The sequence below is a fragment of the Paenibacillus sp. FSL R5-0908 genome (assembly GCF_038006245.1).
GTDB classification, from domain to species: Bacteria; Bacillota; Bacilli; order Paenibacillales; family Paenibacillaceae; genus Paenibacillus_AQ; species Paenibacillus_AQ odorifer.
On the sequence record NZ_JBBOUV010000001.1, the window covers coordinates 3,949,588 to 3,968,144 of the forward strand.

Below are 18,557 nucleotides of genomic sequence, written 5' to 3' on the forward strand. Positions count from 1 at the left end.
AAACTCAAGCATGGTATTTTATTCTATTGTAAACCATATAATAATTTATGGTTTACAATAAAGAATATCTCCATTATAATTCAGCTTACTGGACGTATTTACTGACCAGAATACAATCATTGATAACCAATGGAGGTCATTCTTTTGAAGACAAAAGAACTTATTTATGCTGCATTATTCGCAGCACTTATCGCGGTGTTGGGGATGATACCGCCCATCCCACTCGGCTTCATCCCCGTTCCGATCACTGCCCAGACGCTTGGTGTCATGTTGGCCGGATGTTTTCTGGGGAAACGGATGGGAGCCCTCAGTCTAATTATTTTCATCATACTAGTAGCCATTGGGCTGCCTGTACTGACTGGCGGTCGCGGCGGAATCGCGGTGCTAGTTGGACCTTCTGCAGGATACATATTTAGCTTTCCAATCGCGGCCGGCCTTATTGGCTGGTATTCCGAAAAAATCTGGCCGAAGGTTCGAACTTGGAAGCTGGTAGCTATCAACATAATCTTCGGTGTATTACTAGTGAGTCTGATTGGTGCCCCTGTCATGGCATTGATAACCAATACTTCGATCTGGGCTGGTCTTGTCGGAGCATTAGCCTTTCTTCCGGGAGACATCATCAAATCCGTTATTGCAGCCGTCATAACGATGCAGCTGAAAGCAATTAGCCCTATTGAAGAAAAAACACAAATATAATGTGATTTGAAACTCGGGTAAATAAAACCCGGGTTTTTTTATTGAAAAATAATAGGGTTATGGTTGCGAATTTGTTTATACTATAAAAATTAAAACGAAATTGAAGTGGGTGTGGAAAAAATGGATAAGGGATTTAATTTAGCTAGTCAACTATTAACGCTGCTTGATACGGAACATAGATGGTTTACCTTAGCGGAAATTGAAAAAAGTTTAGGGATCTCTGATAAGACCATCCGGAAGATGGTGGAGGAAATCAGCAAGCAATTACCATCTACTGTAACCATTGAGGTTTCTAGAGGAAAGGGAATAGTTCTTCAACGTGATGGGCGAAGTACGATTAGTGAAGTGATTTCTTCTATGTTCAGACAAACCATCTTTTATCGGCTGATGGATTTTTTATTTACGAATGTGGATCGACTGTCTGTGGAGGAGCTCTCCGAAGCCATGTTTATGAGTACCTCGTCTTTGAAGAAATTGATTGTGCAATTAAATAATGATGATCTAAAAGCTTATAAGCTTCGCATTAGTTTTTCTACCCCCATGATCAAAGGGAATGAAATGAATATTCGATATTTTTATTGGAAGTTATATGGTGATGCGTATGAGTTTACAGGATGGCCCTTTGCGAATGTTGATTTTGCTTATATTAATCAGTTAATCACAAATATAGAAAATGAGAATAACATTGTATATTTTATCAATTCCAAAAGGAGATTATCGTTTTTGTTGGCCATTGTTATAGAAAGAGTGGCTAAAGGAAAATGTGTGAAAATCGACGAAAATGCTTACCCTTGGGAAAAGGGGATGTTTTATTTTCCAGTGAAAACTATTGCAAAATGTCTTGAGGACAAGCTGTCCCTTGAATTTCCAAACAGTGAAATATTCTTTATGCAATCCATGGTTAGCCTCAGCCAATATCATTATTATGAAGGGTCAGAGATCACTCCGATGAAAGAAGTCGAATTACATAAGGATAAAGAAGAATATCAAATGGGGAATCTGCTTCTAATGTTATTAGCAAAGGTATACCCGAACTTGCATATGCAAGAACGGTTTATTTTGGAGATTTACGGGTTCTTTGACAAGCTATTAATCGAAAATGCCATTCCGGAATGGATGATGATTTCGAAAAGTCATTTAACAACATATGTAGAGCAGGAGTGCCAGCAGATTTATCAAGAAATGCAAACCTGTATGCAAACGTGGAATAAAACTTACCCTTCCGTTCTCTTCAATAATTTTCATTTAACAAAACTAACCTTAATTGTCCGTTCGAGTTTACGTTACAAAAGTAAGAGGGCTTTTTTAGTGATCGGGGAAGAATTTTCAATTCGTCATTACATAGCAGATTTGATAAAAAAAGAAATTGGGGATCAGTTGATCCTTAATACTTCCATAATGAAAGGCCTGACCGACGAGATCATGCAGCAAAATAATATCGATCTTGTCATTAGTAATATCCCGGTTGCATTAAAGACAGTGCCTGTTGTTATTATTTCTACGATCCCCTCTAAAAGAGACTTAGACAACATTCGTAAAGAACTGCTTTTATAATTTGACCAATTATTTTCCGTAAGCTCCGTAAGTTTTTGGTCTAGTTTGTAATTTTAAAAAACCTTATGCTCAATCTAGTTTCGAAACTGATTTTACTTGAAGGCAAGTGGAAAGCGATTTCGGTAAACCTCAGTTTACTATTAAAAGTTGGAGGAAGAACTATGAGTAGGCATTTAGGTGCAAATAAGGGAGAAATAGCAGAGCTCGTGTTGCTCCCAGGAGATCCCTTGCGTGCAAAGTTTGTGGCAGAACACTTTTTAGAGGAGGCTTATTGTTATAACGAAGTAAGAGGGATGTATGGATACACTGGATTATACAAGGGTGTGCCTGTGTCGGTTCAGGGGACAGGGATGGGAAATCCATCGATGAGTATCTACGCGACAGAATTGATCGTCGATTATGAAGTTAAGAAATTGATTCGCATTGGTACATGTGGCGCGATGCAGGAAGAAATCAATATCCGCGATATTATATTAGCCCAAGCAGTATCTTCAGACAGTAATATGACGGAAAAGATCTTTCATGGCTGTAATTTTGCACCAACGGCAGATTTCTCATTGCTAATGAAAGCATATCAACAAGCACAAGCTAAAAATGCCAATGTGTTTGTTGGTAACATCTATAATTCTGATGAATTTTATCGTGAAAATTTAGATCGGCTTCACAAGTTTATGGATTTCGGTGTATTAGCTGTAGAAATGGAAAGTACCGCCCTATACACTTTAGCCGCTAAATATGGTGTAAAAGCTTTATCGATTTTGACCGTCGGCAGTCAATTGTTAAGACAGGAACACCTAACTCATAAAGAAAGTGAACAATCCTTTTATGAAATGGTAGAAGTAGCTCTTAACACAGTCATTGATGGCTGATTTATTGATAAGAGTGCAGTGTTGTTAGAAAAGAGAGTGAGAAAGAAATGAAGGTAATACTGTCAGGATTGCAGTGGATGATTTTTATGATTGCTGGTGCAATTGCTGCACCCATTGCTATCGCAGATTTATATAACTTAACACCCATAGAGACTTCCGGACTCATTCAGAGCACCATGATTACTTTAGCAATAGCTGGATTTTTACAAGGCCTGATGGGTCATAAGTTCCCTATTCATGAAGGTCCGGCAGGGTTATGGTGGAGCATTTTTACCATTTACGCGAGTTTAGTGGGAGGGATCTATTCCTCTAACAACGGCGCTTTACAGGCTTTAAGTGGAGCGATGATCATTAGCGGAGTGTTGTTTATCCTAATTTCAGCATTTAAGCTAATGGATAAAATCGCTCGTCTATTCACTCCGACCATCACCTTTATTTATTTACTTTTATTGATCTTTCAATTAAGTGGATCTTTTATGAAAGGGATGATGGGGATTACCATAGCCCACACCATGTTAGATGTTAAAGTGTTCATCCTTAGTGTGATTGTGGTCTGCATTACCTTTTGGTTAGGCAACAGCCGCTTTGTATTACTCAGCCAGTTTTCAATAATTTTCAGTATAGTGATAGGCTGCCTATTATTTATAATCTGCGGTAGTATGCCGGCGGTTTCTCGTGCGGATACTCTATTTAAGCTGCCGGAAATATTCCCATTTGGAACACCCCGGTTCGATGCCGGGACAATTACTACTGCATTTTTACTAACCCTATTATTAATAACCAATGCAGTGGCATCCATCCGTTTGATGGAAACTGTTATGAAACCAAAGCAAGGGGATCATCGTCGTTATTTGCGCGCCGGGTTAACTTCTGGAATTACGCATCTTATCAGTGGTGGTTTAGGAGCGGTCGGCTCAGTCCCTATTTCGGGAGCAGCGGGATATGTTGAGCAAACGGGGATGAGGGAGCGCAGATCATTTTTAATAGGATGCAGCTTAGTGATCTCAATATCCTTGTTCCCGCCCATAATGAATTTCATATCTGCGATTCCAGCTCCCATAGGCTATTCTGTTACCTTCGTCATTTTTGTGAAGATGGTCGGACTAGCGCTAAAGGAATTGAAAACGGTTATTCATGAAGAGCGAACATTTATTGTCAGTGGGCTTTCCCTTTTAGTAGGTGTAGGTTTAATGTTTGTTCCTGCATCAGCTACAGCCCATTTATCTCCGATCGTGATAGCCATTTTAAATAATGGATTAATATGCGGAAGCCTGTTAGCAATTATTTTGGAACAAGGGTTAATGTGGAAAGATGCATTTCGATATGAGGATTCCAAGAAAATTAACCGATAATTTGGAGGGCTAAAAATGCATTATCTAATTTCTATTGCTGGTTTGGTTATTGTTCTATTACTGGCATGGCTAGGAAGTAACAATAAGAAAAAGATTAAATATCGTCCAATCATTGTAATGATTGCTATTCAGATAGGTTTGGGATTAATTATCCTAAAAACGAGCATTGGAGAATTTTTGATCAAAGGGTTTGCTGATAGTTTTGCAAAATTACTTGGATACGCCAATGAAGGTACTGATTTTGTGTTTGGCGGGATTGCAAATGAAGGGGCGCATACATTTTTCCTTTATGTTTTGATGCCCATTGTTTTTATGTCAGCATTGATTGGGATTTTGCAACATTACAAAATACTGCCATTCATTATAAAGTATATTGGTTTGGTGCTGAGTAAAATAAATGGCATGGGTAAATTGGAATCTTATAATGCAGTTGCAGCCGCAATTGTCGGACAAAATGAAGTATTTATTTCGGTGAAAAACCAGCTTGGACTATTGCCAAAACATCGCTTGTATACATTATGTGCGTCTGCAATGTCTACGGTATCCATGTCAATCGTTGGTTCCTATATGACGATGCTAGAACCTCGGTATGTAGTAGCTGCATTGATATTAAACCTATTTGGCGGATTTATCATTTCATCCATCATTAATCCGTATGAAGTTACACCTGAAGAAGATATTGTTGAAGTTCAGATAGAAGAAAAACAAACGTTTTTTGAAATGCTGGGCGAATATATTATGGATGGCTTTAAAGTAGCCATAGTAGTTGGGGTAATGTTAGTTGGTTTTGTGGGAATCATTGCTTTAATTAACGGTGTCTTCAGTGGCATATTCGGAATCTCGTTCCAAGGAGTGTTAGGCTACGTCTTTGCACCCATCGCCTTTCTTATCGGTGTGCCATGGCATGAAGCTGTTGAGGCCGGTAGTATTATGGCGACAAAGCTTGTTGCGAATGAATTCGTTGCTATGCTTGACTTTGTTAAGATTCAAGAAGGTTTAAGTGGCCGTACTACAGCCATTGTCTCCGTTTTTCTAATCTCATTTGCTAACTTTGGGTCGATTGGTACCATTGTGGGTGCAGTGAAGGGATTGAATGAAAAGCAAGGGAATATCGTCGCACGATTTGGATTAAAGCTGTTATTTGGCGCCACACTTGTAAGCGTTTTATCAGCTTTGATTATCGGTATCATATTCTAGTTGTAGCAAGGAGTATTAACATGAAACAAACACCCCGGTTTAAGCGGATTTTCGTCATCGTTATGGATTCTGTAGGCATTGGTGAAGCCCCAGATGCTGAAAAGTTTGGGGATGCAGGATCACATACATTACGGCATATTGCAGAAAAAATGAATGGGCTACATGTTCCTGCGTTATCCAAGCTAGGGTTAAGCCATATTGACTCTATACCCGGAGTTCCCAAAGTAGAGCACCCTTTAGCTTATTGGACCAAAATGCAGGAAGCTTCTAATGGAAAGGATACGATGACAGGTCACTGGGAAATCATGGGCCTACGAATTGATGTTCCTTTCAAAGTGTTTCCTGAAGGGTTTCCTTATGAATTAATTAATGAATTAGAAGAAAGAACAGGACGAAAGGTGATTGGGAATAAACCCGCTAGTGGTACAGCTATTCTTGATGAGCTTGGACAAGAGCATATGAACACAGGTGCACTCATTGTCTATACTTCTGCAGATTCCGTGATTCAGATTGCGGCTCATGAAGAGGTTATTCCTTTGGAAGAACTGTATCAAATCTGCGAGATTGCCAGAGAGATTACTTTACGTGAGGAGTACATGCTAGGCAGAGTGATTGCTAGACCATTCCTCGGCCAGCCCGGAAATTTCAAAAGAACATCGAACCGCCATGATTATGCCTTGAAGCCTTATGGAAGAACCGTGATGAATGAGCTCAAGGATGCCGGGTTCGATGTACTAGCGATTGGCAAGATCTCAGATATATACGATGGGGAGGGTGTCACCAAGTCTTTTCGCACAGTGTCTAACATGGATGGCATGGATAAGCTCATGGAGACCCTTCATACTGATTTTACAGGACTCAGTTTCTTGAATCTTGTGGATTTTGATGCACTTTATGGCCATCGTAGAGATCCGATCGGGTATGGGAAAGCGCTAGAAGAATTTGATGATCGATTACATGAAGTTCTAACGGAGCTATGTGAAGACGATCTTCTAATAATTACGGCAGACCATGGGAATGATCCCATTCATGCCGGTACGGATCACACCCGTGAATATGTTCCTTTACTTCTCTACAGTAAGAGTTTCAATCGACAAGGGGAGCTGTCTATATCGAAAACTTTTTCGGATATTGGAGCAACAATTGCTGATAACTTTGTTGTGACCATGCCCCAATTTGGTCAGAGCCTCCTACAGGAGCTTAAATAAACTATAATTTGAATAGACACTTTGAATAGAAACAGGATACCTAACTTGTATTAGTAAAAGGGATCCTGTTTGTTTTTTTATCTACATATCTTTGTATCTAAAAAGCTGCCGAGAAATCGGCTTTTTTTTGTTATTACGGATCAAATATTAGGGTAATAATCAATTATTAAAGGGGTTAATTTTAGAGCCACCTGTCGTTAACCTTTTTTCGATGAATCGCATTCTAATACAACGTTATAAATAATCTAGTTTCTACTCATGCCACTCCTTCGGTAGTAATAGTATTGACAACCTGTATATACAGGTTTAAACTGTGTGAAGTGTTTGAACTTGTATATACAGGTTTAATGGTTGAAATAAAGGAATTCTTTTTGGAGGTGTTCAACTTGAGTCAGTCCCAGTATTCGGAATGGTGGCGCCGCTCCACGGTGTATCAGGTGTACCCGAAGAGCTTTAAGGACACTACAGGCAACGGAACAGGAGATATTAAAGGACTTATTGAGAAATTAGATTATTTGCAGAAGCTTGGAATCGATATTGTCTGGTTACAGCCGGTTTATGTTTCGCCGCAACATGATAACGGTTACGATGTGGCAGATTATGAAAATATTAACCCGGATTTCGGTACGATGGAGGATTTTGACGAGCTAATACAGGAACTGCATAGACGCGAAATGAAGCTAATGATTGATATCGTGGTTAACCATACCTCGACTGAACATGAGTGGTTCAAACAGTCCATTTCAAGCAGGAACAACCCTTTCCGTGATTACTATATCTGGAAGGACCCGGCTCCGGACGGCGGCTTACCCAACAACTGGCAGTCGAAGTTCGGTGGGCCTGCCTGGCAGTTCGACGAAGCGTCGGGACAATATTATCTTACTCTCTTCGATAAAACCCAAGCGGATCTGAACTGGGAGAATGAGAAGGTACGTAGAGCAGTGAATGATATGATGTTATTCTGGGCTAAAAAGGGTGTCGACGGCTTCCGCATGGATGTAATTAATTTAATCTCCAAAGATCAGCGCTTCCCTAATGATGACGGGAGTGTTCCACCGGGGGATGGACGTAAATTCTATACTGACGGTCCACAGGTCCATGCATACATCAAAGCAATGTATGAAGAGGTGTTTGGTCCGTTTGAGATGGTGACTGTAGGAGAGATGTCCTCAACTACACTGGAGCATTGTATCCGGTACTCAAGTCCCGAAGAGCGGGAATTTTCCATGACCTTCAATTTTCATCATTTAAAAGTCGACTATCCGAATGGACAGAAGTGGGAACTGATGCCTTATGATTTCGAGGCAATGAAACGGTTATTCGCGCAGTGGCAGACCGGAATGCAGAAAGGCGGAGGCTGGAACGCACTATTTTTTAACAATCATGATCAACCGCGTGCTCTTTCCAGATTCACAGATGATAAGTTCTACCGTGTGGAAAGCGCCAAGCTGCTCGCGACAACTCTGCATGGCCTTCAGGGAACACCTTATGTATATCAAGGGGAAGAAATCGGTATGCCGAATCCGGTATGGAAAAGCATCGATGAGTTCCGCGACATTGAGTCACTAAATATGTACCGCATTCTGTGTGAACAGGGGAAAAGCCCGGAGGTTGCTCTCAGCATTCTCCAAGAACGTTCGCGGGACAATTCACGTACGCCGATGCAGTGGGATGACAGCCGGAATGCCGGATTTACCACTGGTACTCCTTGGTTGAAGGTAGATGAGCGGTATCCAGACATCAATGTGCAGAAGGAACTTGAAAACCCTGATTCCATCTTTCACCATTACCGCAAACTGATTGCTCTACGCAAGGAGTATGGAGTATTCATAGAAGGTATTTTCAAGAGACTCGATGAAGGTCATCCTGAAGTCTTCGCTTACGCCAGAACAGGAGTTGGAGAGACACTTGTTGTGGTCTCGAACTTCAGCAGTAAAGAGATCTCTTTCCGCTTTAAAGATAATCACTGGACTGAATTGTCGCCAAGTGGTAAGGACGAGCTTCTGATTGGGAATACAGCAGATGCACCTTCATTAACACAAGAGCTTCAGCTTAGTCCTTATGCTTCCTACATGTGGTTAGTCCGCTAACGAGGTGTACTTGAGAAGGAGCACACATCAATTTTGTAAGGAGTGAAGATATGGCTATAGACCGCAAAAATGTTGAAGATATTGTACGGGCGGTTGGGGGCAAGGAGAATATTGAGGTTGCGACGCATTGTGTAACCCGGCTGAGATTCTCGCTGTATGACGAGAGCAAGGTGGATTCGGAAGCTCTGGACCGTAACGAACTCGTAAAAGGACAATTCTCTACGCAGGGGCAGTTCCAGATCGTTATTGGACCAGGAACTGTAGATAAAGTATACGATGAAATGATTCAGATCACTGGTGGTGCCCGCTCTTCCAAGGATGACGTGAAATCAGCGGCAGCACGGAAACAGAATCCACTGCAGCGGGCGATCAAAACACTGGCTGATATTTTTATTCCGATTCTTCCGGCCATCGTAACCGCAGGTTTGCTGCTTGGGATTAATAATATTTTGACCGGACCTGGTATCTTCTTTGATAGTAAGTCATTGGTAGATGTCTATCCTGCATGGAAAGACATTGCTGCGATTATTAACACGATTGCCAGCACGGCCTTCACCTTTTTACCAGCCCTTATCGGTTGGGCAGCTGTTACACGTTTCGGGGGCAGTCCTCTGCTGGGAATCGTGCTGGGTTTAATTCTCGTACATCCGGATCTATTAAGTGCGTACAGTTATGCAAGTGCTAAAACTGAGGGAACCGTGCCGACCTGGAATTTGTTCGGCTGGCATTTGGAGAAGATCGGTTATCAGGGGCAAGTATTGCCTGTACTGGTTTCGGCCTATATTCTGGCTAGACTGGAGAAGTTCCTCAACCGCCGGGTGCTTGATTCCATTAAACTACTGGTTGTTGCTCCAGTGACCCTGCTGGTCACAGGTTTTCTGGCCTTCACCATTATCGGACCCGTTACGTTCGCCATTGCCAATGCTATCACCTCGGGTTTGATCTATGTATTTGATCATTTTGCGCTCCTTGGTGGTTTGATCTATGGTGGATTCTATGCACTTCTGGTCATCACTGGGATGCATCATACTTTCCTGGCAGTCGATGTACAGCTCATCGGCAGTGAGGGAGGCACCTTCCTCTGGCCGATGCTGGCGCTCTCCAATATTGCACAAGGCGCTGCGGCACTGGCGATGATGTTCGTTGTTAGAGAACAAAAGGCAAAAGGTTTGGCGGCTACGTCTTCCGTCTCTGCATTCCTCGGCGTGACTGAGCCGGCAATCTTTGGGGTGAATATCCGCTATCGCTACCCTTTCATCTTCGGGATGATCGGCTCAGCAATTGCCGGTATGCTCCTTACCGTTAACCAGGTTCGCGCTTCATCCATTGGCGTAGGGGGAATTCCCGGTTTCCTTTCGATTTTCCCGAACCAGTGGGGCGTATTCTTCATAGGTATGGTTATTGTTCTCGTTGTGCCGTTTGCCGCCACAGTATTGTACGGACGTTCTGTAGTGGGTCGTTCCGAAAAGAACACAGCTACAGAGGCTTCTAGTCCTACGAGCGAACCAGAGGAATTGAGCAGCCGTCATTCAGTTCAAGGGTCACAGGAATCAGTTAATATTCTGGAGCTTGTCTCCCCACTTAGTGGAACTGCAGTATCGCTAGAACAGGTACCCGATCCTGCCTTTGCTGAAAAGCAAATGGGTGAGGGAATTGCAATCGAACCTTCTGAGGGGAAAGTATATGCTCCCTTTGATGCTACAGTAGCTCATGTGATTAAGAGCAAACATGCGCTTATACTGGAGCATGCCAGCGGTGTTCAGGTATTAATCCACGTTGGAATTAACACGGTGGCGCTTAAAGGTAGCGGTTTTACCAGTCTGAAGAATATTGGTGATAAGGTGCAGGCAGGCGAGCTTCTACTAGAATTTGATATGGAAGCTATCCGCGCAGCAGGTTACCCGGTGATTACTCCAATCATCATTCCTGCAGGTCAGGAGATGGTCGAGAAGATTGAAGAGAAGACCGGACCAGCTACGGCCAAACAAACAAGCGTCTTGACTATTCATCTCAAGGGTTGATAAAGGCTATATTGGCAAAGACTTTATACTATAGAAAGACAGCCCCTTGGGGGCTGTCTTTCTATAAATATAAGAATTTATATGTTCAACGCTATGAATTCCCCTCCAATTGAATCGATGCTTCCAAAGGCATGACGTGATACAATAAAGGGCGGTGATCAAAATTGAGAGAAAATAAATATTTGCAAATTTATAATGAATACAGCAACCAAATCCATTCTGGACAACTGCTGCCGGGAACCAAGCTGCCTTCCGAAAGTGAACTCGCCGAAGCTTACGCCACTTCACGAGAGACCGTGCGCAAAGCGCTGAATCTACTTTTCCGTGAAGGATATATTCACAAAATTAAGGGCAGAGGCTCCTTTGTGCTTGACATGACCCGAATGGATTTCCCTGTTACCGGTTTGATTTCATTTAAAGAGATGGCCGATACCCTGGGTACTGCCTCACGGACACTGGTAGAGCGGACAATACAAGAGCCGGCAGGCTCCGCAATCGCCAGACATCTGCAGATTCCACCTGAAACTCTGATTTGGAAGGTTGTTCGCGCTAGAGAAATTGAAGGTGAACGGATCATTTTGGATAAGGATTATTTTCGTGCGGATATTGTTTCCTTTCTCAGTGAGGAAATCGCGGAAGGCTCAATCTATGATTATCTGGAGCTGGAATTGGGGCTTAAAATCAGTTATGCGAAGAAGCTGATATCCGTTGAGCCTTCTACCGAGGAGGATCATAGACTGCTCGATTTGAAGAATTTTACGCATATTGTAGTAGTACGAAACTATGTTTATTTGGAGAACACGGTGCTTTACCAATATACCGAGTCTAGACACCGGCTGGATAAATTCCAGTTCGTGGATTTTGCTCGACGAGTGAGGCGATAAGCTGATCCAAGGGTGTCCCAGTTTGGGATATCCTTTTTTTATGAGAGTTCCCTGTGAATAAATACAATCCGATTATGATATATGAAATCTCTATTCCTTTCAATCACTATCAGGTGTGTTGAGTTATATAGCAAATACTAAGCAAATTCCCGATACAAGAACGCTTCAGAGGTTCATTCGCTCCGTACGTAAAAACGATATATTAAGAAAAAAAGCTGCCCTCAGAGGCAGTTTTTTTATGTAACATCCATTATGTTCCATATTGTCATATGACAAAAGTGATGACAACCCACACTATTTAAATGTCCTTTATACATATATATTGTTGGAATATGGAAACAGCGATACCTTCGTAGCCAGTCGTAACAAATACGGTATACGTCGCAAGCCAGAATTATTAGGTGAAAAATTCTGTCATCCTGAAAAAACTCTTTATTACATTAATAAAGTAAAGTTAGATTCCCGGCTGTCTTTTTGAGCTTATCATTATTTGTGAAACGGGCTAATAGCAACTTTGGTTGTCTTGAATGCAACGCTAATAGAGTGGTAGATTTAGGGGAAATATCGAATATAGGAGGAAAAGCGATTGAATATTAGCATCATATTGTTGGCTCAGCACTTTAACCTGACCGCACAATGTCTGGATCGGATTAAGAAATATACGTCTATGTCCTATGAGCTGATTGTCGTCTCGGATAACAAATCTGCCGAATTGTCGAATTACCTTGCGTATGAATGCGGCGTTCATGTCATTCATAGCCGGAGCAAAGGGGTTGCAGCAGCATTCAATCTGGGCGCGGTGTCATCTTCGGGAGACCGTCTTGTATTCATCCGCGATCAGATTATGGTAAACGAGGGATGGTTAGAAGAGTTGTCGGGCTGTCTGGACCATCATTCGAATGCTGCAATCGTGGGTCCGAGGATGAATGATGTTAGCGGCGCTCAACGAATTCCGATTGTATATCAGAACATGGAGCAACTCTATCAGTCGTCATCGATGCTTGCCATCGGAAAGTCAAAGTCTTGGACCCGGGTTCCTAGACTTGTCAGTTTACTAATGATGATACCCCGTCGCTACTTTGAGCAGATTGGGTCCTTTGATGAGCGATTTGAGGTCGAATCTTACGAGGATGACGATCTGTGTTATCGTACGTTATCTATGAACCTGGATATTTACATAGCCGAAGGATGCGTAGTCTTCCGGAAGGAACCTCCTTCAGTAGATCTCAATGATCCTGATTGGTACAATAACCGATTAATCTTGAATCGTGCTATGGCCATAAGCAAGTGGGGATTCGATTTAACTTCTTCCTTGCATAGCGGCACAAGGAAAGTCACTGTCAGCCTATGCATGATTGTAAAAAATGAAGAGCACACCTTAGGACGTTGTTTATCCAGCGTGAGGGAGCTTGTCGATGAGATCATTATTGTGGATACAGGTTCGAGTGATGGGACCAAAGAGCTTGCGGCATCTTATGGAGCACGGGTTTATGATTTCGAATGGGTGAACGATTTCTCCAAGGCAAGAAATTATGCCTTCAGTCTCGCTACTCAAGAGTACCTGCTGTGGTTGGATGCGGACGATTATCTGCAATTAGAGGATACAAAGGCTCTCCAGTCCATCGTATCCGAACTACCATGGGATATCGATGCTGTATCGATGCATTATTATCTCGACCATGACAAAGACGGAAGTGTAACTTCGAGCTTGAGACGTAATCGTCTGGTAAGACGAAGTTGTGATTTCCGTTGGATTGGAGTCGTTCATGAGTACCTTGAGGTCGCAGGCAATGTGTTCTATGCCGAGTTAGGTATAACACATGGTCGAAAGCATACGCAGTCCTCGCGTAATCTTCTCATCTATGAGGAGATGTTGAAAGCGCAAACGAGGTTCACTCCGCGGGATTTATTTTATTATGCCAACGAGTTATACGATCACGGCCAATGGCAGCGAGCGATAGAGCAATACGATGCCTTCATTGCCATGACGAATGGCTGGATGGAGGACAAGCTACTTGCAAGTCGGCGTGCCGGCGATGCATTGTCACAATTAGGTCTCTTTCAAGAAGCCAAGCTTAAAGTACTTCAAGCTTTTGCCTTGTCGCCTCCCCGAGCCGAAGCCTGTTGTCAATTAGGGTCTTATGAGCTAATCGAACAACGGTTTGAGAATGCTGCTTTTTGGTACAAGCTAGCCACGGAAGTACCAAAGCCGACTGAGCCTAACGCTAGAGTAGACGTTCCGGCATGGACGTGGCTGCCGCATTTGCAATTATGCGTCTGTTACGATCGCTTAGGACAATACGAACAAGCTCACTGTCACAACGAGATAGCTGGGAGCTATGTACCAGATTCTCCGAGCGTCATGGCTAATCGCGATTATTTGAAGCAATACATAACTTTATAAATTTGAGGGGGATTTAGTAATGGCAAGATTGAAGAGGACGAAAGCAAGTGGCAAGAAAAGTAGCAAGCGGTTAGCTTACAAGAGTTCAATGGCATTTATTCTGATGAGTCAGTTAATTGCTCCCTTGAGCCCTGCTTATAGTAGTTTTCTACCCCGGGCAAGTGCAGCAGCTTACAGTGATGTCGACTCTACCTCATGGGCATATCAGTATATCACTAAAGCTTCAGCGCTTGGGGTAATCGAAGGAGACGGTTCCGGAAACTTTAGCCCTAACCGACCAGTCACGAATCAGGAAGCGGTTGTTATGGCGCTAAGGTTCATGGGATATGAGCAGCCTAAGGCTACTAGCGGCAGCCTGCCCTTCACCGTAGATTCTTGGGCTACTGTTTGGATTCAACAAGCGATTGACATCGGCCTCGTGATTCCAAGCGAGGAAGTAAGACCCAACACCGTCATCTGGGGAAAAGAGCAAGCAAGTCGAGAGTGGATAACACGTCTAATTATTCGTGCCGCAGGCAAAGAATCCGAGGCCATCGAGTTTAAGGATAGCGACATAGGTTTCTTAGATGCATCAGACGCATCGGACTGGGCAGCAGGCTACATTAATGCCGCAGTTAACCGCAATGTCATATCTGGCTTCCCTAATAATACTTTCAAGCCTAAGCAAACGGCTACTCGCGCCGAGTTTGCAGCTATCTTGTCTAAGACGGAAATATTTGCGAGCAAGGTATCCGATCGGATTATCCATGGCTCTGTCGTCTCGATGTCCAAAAATTCGATCGAACTCTTGAGCAGCAGCGGTCAGACGGAGAAGTTCGAAATCAATAGCAAATCTGTTCTGTTCGGGGACAATGGCAAGGGAGTGTTTCCTACGGGGTCTTTGGTGACGCTCATTCATAATGGAGGAATGGCATCCTTCGTTGAAGTGTTGGGATTAGGGGCTGTAGGTCAGACTAGTCCGAAAGGGGAAAAAGGAGACACAGGTGCAACCGGCGCAGCGGGTCAAAACGGGGCTTCTGGTTCAATTGGACCGCAAGGTGTCACTGGGGCTACCGGAGCTGTCGGCGCGACTGGGGCTGTTGGAGCTACTGGTGCTATCGGAGCGACTGGCGTAACCGGGGCTACTGGCGCTGTCGGGGCTACTGGGGCTGTTGGAGCTACTGGTAATATCGGAGCGACTGGCGCAACCGGGGCTACTGGCGCTGTCGGGGCTACTGGGGCTGTTGGAGCTACTGGTGCTATCGGAGCTACTGGTGCTATCGGAGCGACTGGCGCAACCGGAGCAACTGGTGCTGTAGGTGCTACGGGTGCAATCGGAGCAACTGGTGCTAATGGAGCGACTGGTGCTGTCGGGGCTACTGGAGCAGCCGGAGCAAATGGGGCGACTGGTGCTAACGGTGTAACTGGCGCTAATGGAGCGATGGGGTCAACTGGCGTAACAGGTGCACAGGGTATCCAAGGGATAACCGGTGCTAACGGATCGACTGGTGCAACTGGCATTGGTCTTGATAGCATTACTCCGTTTAGTTCAGCGATTTCCTATCATGCAGGACAAGTCGTTACTTATTTAGGAAGTATCTACATCGTTACCATAAACAACCCATCTGGAGTACCTTCTGATATAAATAACGACTTTACCCTGCTTGTCTCTAAAGGTGAACCCGGAGCTACCGGGGCCCAAGGAGTTCAGGGAATTCAAGGGGTAACTGGAGCAACTGGAGCAACTGGCGCAACCGGAGCCATAGGGGCAATAGGAATTCAAGGCGTAACTGGCGCAACCGGAGCTACGGGTGTACAAGGGATTCAAGGGATAACCGGAGCTACCGGGGCATCTGGCGCATCAACGATAATTCCATTCTCTTCAGGAGCACCAATTACCATAACGACTGCCCTCGGGGGATTAAACAACACAGTGGCGATGCTCGGATTTGGCAATTCCTTCTCAGGTGCTAGTATATCAGGTGGAATAATAGATTTGTCTAAAAGTAATAGTTCGAATCCTACAAATGATCCATACAACCAGGCGTTTATCGTTCCACGTGATGGTACGATCACTTCAATATATGCTTTCTTCAGCACAACTGTAGCTTTGAGTTTAGTAGGCACGTCCGTAAACGTTCAAGCACAATTATTTAAAGCGGCAAGTAACAGTAACAGTTTTACACCTATTAGTGGTCCAACAGTAACCTTGTTGCCTAGTTTGACAGGAATAATTTCTACTGGATCTACTAGTAACGGAGCATCCACAGGCTTTAATACGGCTGTTCATGCTGGCGATCGCTTAATGTTAGTACTGTTCCCTACCATAACTGCGGGTCTAGACTTGAGAACTACACTAACAGGTTATGCGAGCGCCGGAATTGAGATTAAGTAATTCAAGACTTGAGGTAGGAACCATCCATTTTATTTGATAGGAAGTGATTGAAAATGGCAAGGAAGCTATTTCCGATAAAAAAATTGAGCTTAATGTTGGTGTTAGTTCTTATATTTCCATCCGTCATTCAATTCCCGTCTGTAGGAGATGCAAAAGGACGCTCTTTTGAACAAGTAAAGCTATTGGCTGCACCAACGAATCTGGCAGTCAGCGATTCAACCTCCACGAGTATTCGCCTTACCTGGGATGCCGTAGAGGGAACCTCTAACACGGATGTGAGTTATAAGGTAAATCTAATGGAGTCTACCATTCCTAGCATAACCGATGTGGTCTATACCTTCGATGCAGGCGAATTAACGGAGTATACGGTGAAGGGATTGGTTTCCGACCGGAGCTATACATTTACGGTCCAAGCCGTAAACATATCCGGACCCGTGTCAAAAACAAGTCCACCTTTAATCGCAAGTACGCTTCCAGCGGAAGCGCACCCATCAACAACGAAGGATGAGGAACTCCCACTAGCCGATCAAGAATCGCCGAGTACGCCCGAGCTAACTCTTTTCAGTCGCACATCAGATAACATTAGCTTGGCATGGAGTCCATCCGAGGATAATGTCGGAGTTGCGGAATATGTTCTATATAAGGACTCTGATCTGTTGGCAGAAGTAACGGTTAGTACAACGGTCTACACGGCCGTCGATTTGAAGCCTGGACAGGAGTATACCTTTCTAGTACAAGCTATAGACGAAGCAGGGAACAAATCAGCAAATAGTAACGAGTTGAAGGTTAGTACACTTGATGTTGTAAGTAATGTTGGCCCCATTATGAGCATGGGCAACGGGAATTCCTTTCATACATTGACTGTACAACCGGATGGTACCGTATGGGCTTGGGGCAATAATAGGAAGGGCCAGCTCGGTGATAGCACAACTATTGCTCGTAATAAGCCTGTGCGAATTATAGGCTTGCCGGAGATAAGCGCCACATCCGTTGGACAAGACCATTCCATCGCGCTCGCGACGGACGGAACGGTTTGGACATGGGGAAGCAATAGCGTGGGCCAGCTGGGTAATGGTACGTCGGAGCCCCAGCTTGTGCCGCAGCAAGTGCCTGGATTGGTGAATGTCATAGCGGTTCAAGCAGGTGAGCAGCATTCGTTAGCATTATTGTCCGATGGAACGGTGTGGGCATGGGGACTTAACACATATAGTCAGCTTGGAGATGGAACCACCGAGGATAGTGCATTACCAGTGCAGGTTGCAGGTTTGGAATCAATCGCATCGATCTCAGCCGGAGCCTTTCATAATCTAGCGGTTAGCTACGATGGTCAGGTTTATGCATGGGGGTTCAATGCTTACGGTCAGCTCGGTGATAACACAAAGAGCGATCGCTCAACTCCCGTGCAGGTTGCTGAGTTAAGCAGCGTTACTTCCGTAGCTGCCGGCTTTTATCACAGCATGGCAGTGAAAAAAGACGGAACCGTATGGAGCTGGGGAACGAACGTTAAGGGAATCTTGGGGGATGGGACAACCGAAGATCATTATACTCCCGTTCAAGCCTTGGATCTTGGTTCAGTTATCAGTGTATCCGCTGGTGCCTTACATAGCATGGCTCTGAAAAGCGATGGAAACGTATGGCTATGGGGAGCGAACAATGAGGGCCAGCTCGGTGGTAGTACTGAGTCGGAGCGTTCCCTCGCATCTAAGCTCAACATTGGCACTCGTATCGTCGCTATTAGTGCAGGTTATATGAGCGGCGGTGCGGTTAGTGAGGAGGGAACCTTGCTGACCTGGGGGTATAATGGGTTAGCCCAGCTTGGTGATGGCACTTATACTAATGTCATAGAACCTGTTGCAATTTCACTTGTAGAACAATCTAATTAGATTTGAAGAGTAGGGAATTTCATGC

Annotated in this window: 12 protein-coding genes; all 12 read left to right on the top strand. The window is 44.0% G+C overall.

What is annotated here, in order from left to right:
- Window positions 1-144 precede the first annotated feature (144 nt).
- The 12 genes from MKZ09_RS17915 (at window position 145) to MKZ09_RS17970 (ending at window position 18,532) form a co-directional block, all read left to right on the top strand.
- Complete coding sequence (locus MKZ09_RS17915; RefSeq protein ID WP_076133143.1) at window positions 145-696, top strand: biotin transporter BioY; 552 nt, start codon at window positions 145-147, stop codon at window positions 694-696.
- A 120-nt stretch (window positions 697-816) separates the two neighbouring features.
- Window positions 817-2,250: a helix-turn-helix domain-containing protein gene (locus MKZ09_RS17920; protein ID WP_076201272.1), complete on the top strand. Its 1,434-nt coding sequence runs from the start codon at window positions 817-819 to the stop codon at window positions 2,248-2,250.
- A 161-nt stretch (window positions 2,251-2,411) separates the two neighbouring features.
- Window positions 2,412-3,119, top strand: coding sequence for a purine-nucleoside phosphorylase (gene deoD / locus MKZ09_RS17925; RefSeq protein WP_076201270.1), 708 nt, complete (start codon window positions 2,412-2,414; stop codon window positions 3,117-3,119).
- Window positions 3,120-3,166: 47 nt separating this feature from the next.
- Window positions 3,167-4,471 (top strand): purine/pyrimidine permease, encoded by a 1,305-nt coding sequence (locus MKZ09_RS17930; protein ID WP_076201268.1) that lies wholly within the window; start codon window positions 3,167-3,169, stop codon window positions 4,469-4,471.
- 15 nt (window positions 4,472-4,486) lie between these two features.
- Window positions 4,487-5,668 carry a NupC/NupG family nucleoside CNT transporter gene (locus MKZ09_RS17935; protein ID WP_076201266.1) on the top strand — a complete coding sequence of 394 codons (1,182 nt, stop codon included), beginning with the start codon at window positions 4,487-4,489 and terminating at the stop codon, window positions 5,666-5,668.
- 20 nt (window positions 5,669-5,688) lie between these two features.
- Complete coding sequence (gene deoB / locus MKZ09_RS17940; protein WP_076201264.1) at window positions 5,689-6,876, top strand: phosphopentomutase; 1,188 nt, start codon at window positions 5,689-5,691, stop codon at window positions 6,874-6,876.
- A 386-nt stretch (window positions 6,877-7,262) separates the two neighbouring features.
- Complete coding sequence (gene treC, locus MKZ09_RS17945) at window positions 7,263-8,966, top strand: alpha,alpha-phosphotrehalase (protein WP_256719135.1); 1,704 nt, start codon at window positions 7,263-7,265, stop codon at window positions 8,964-8,966.
- Between the two features lie 50 nt (window positions 8,967-9,016).
- Window positions 9,017-10,987, top strand: a complete 1,971-nt coding sequence (gene treP / locus MKZ09_RS17950; RefSeq protein WP_076201262.1) for a PTS system trehalose-specific EIIBC component — start codon at window positions 9,017-9,019, stop codon at window positions 10,985-10,987.
- A gap of 164 nt (window positions 10,988-11,151) precedes the next feature.
- The gene (treR, locus tag MKZ09_RS17955) at window positions 11,152-11,871 is read left to right on the top strand and encodes a trehalose operon repressor (protein ID WP_076133134.1); all 720 of its coding nucleotides are present in this window, start codon (window positions 11,152-11,154) and stop codon (window positions 11,869-11,871) included.
- 586 nt (window positions 11,872-12,457) lie between these two features.
- The gene (locus tag MKZ09_RS17960) at window positions 12,458-14,275 is read left to right on the top strand and encodes a glycosyltransferase (protein ID WP_081394141.1); all 1,818 of its coding nucleotides are present in this window, start codon (window positions 12,458-12,460) and stop codon (window positions 14,273-14,275) included.
- 19 nt (window positions 14,276-14,294) lie between these two features.
- Entirely contained in the window at window positions 14,295-16,649 is a 2,355-nt protein-coding gene (locus MKZ09_RS17965; RefSeq protein WP_081394140.1) for an exosporium glycoprotein BclB-related protein, read from the top strand.
- Window positions 16,650-16,702: 53 nt separating this feature from the next.
- Window positions 16,703-18,532 (top strand): RCC1 domain-containing protein, encoded by a 1,830-nt coding sequence (locus MKZ09_RS17970; protein ID WP_076201259.1) that lies wholly within the window; start codon window positions 16,703-16,705, stop codon window positions 18,530-18,532.
- The last annotated feature ends 25 nt before the right edge of the window (window positions 18,533-18,557 follow it).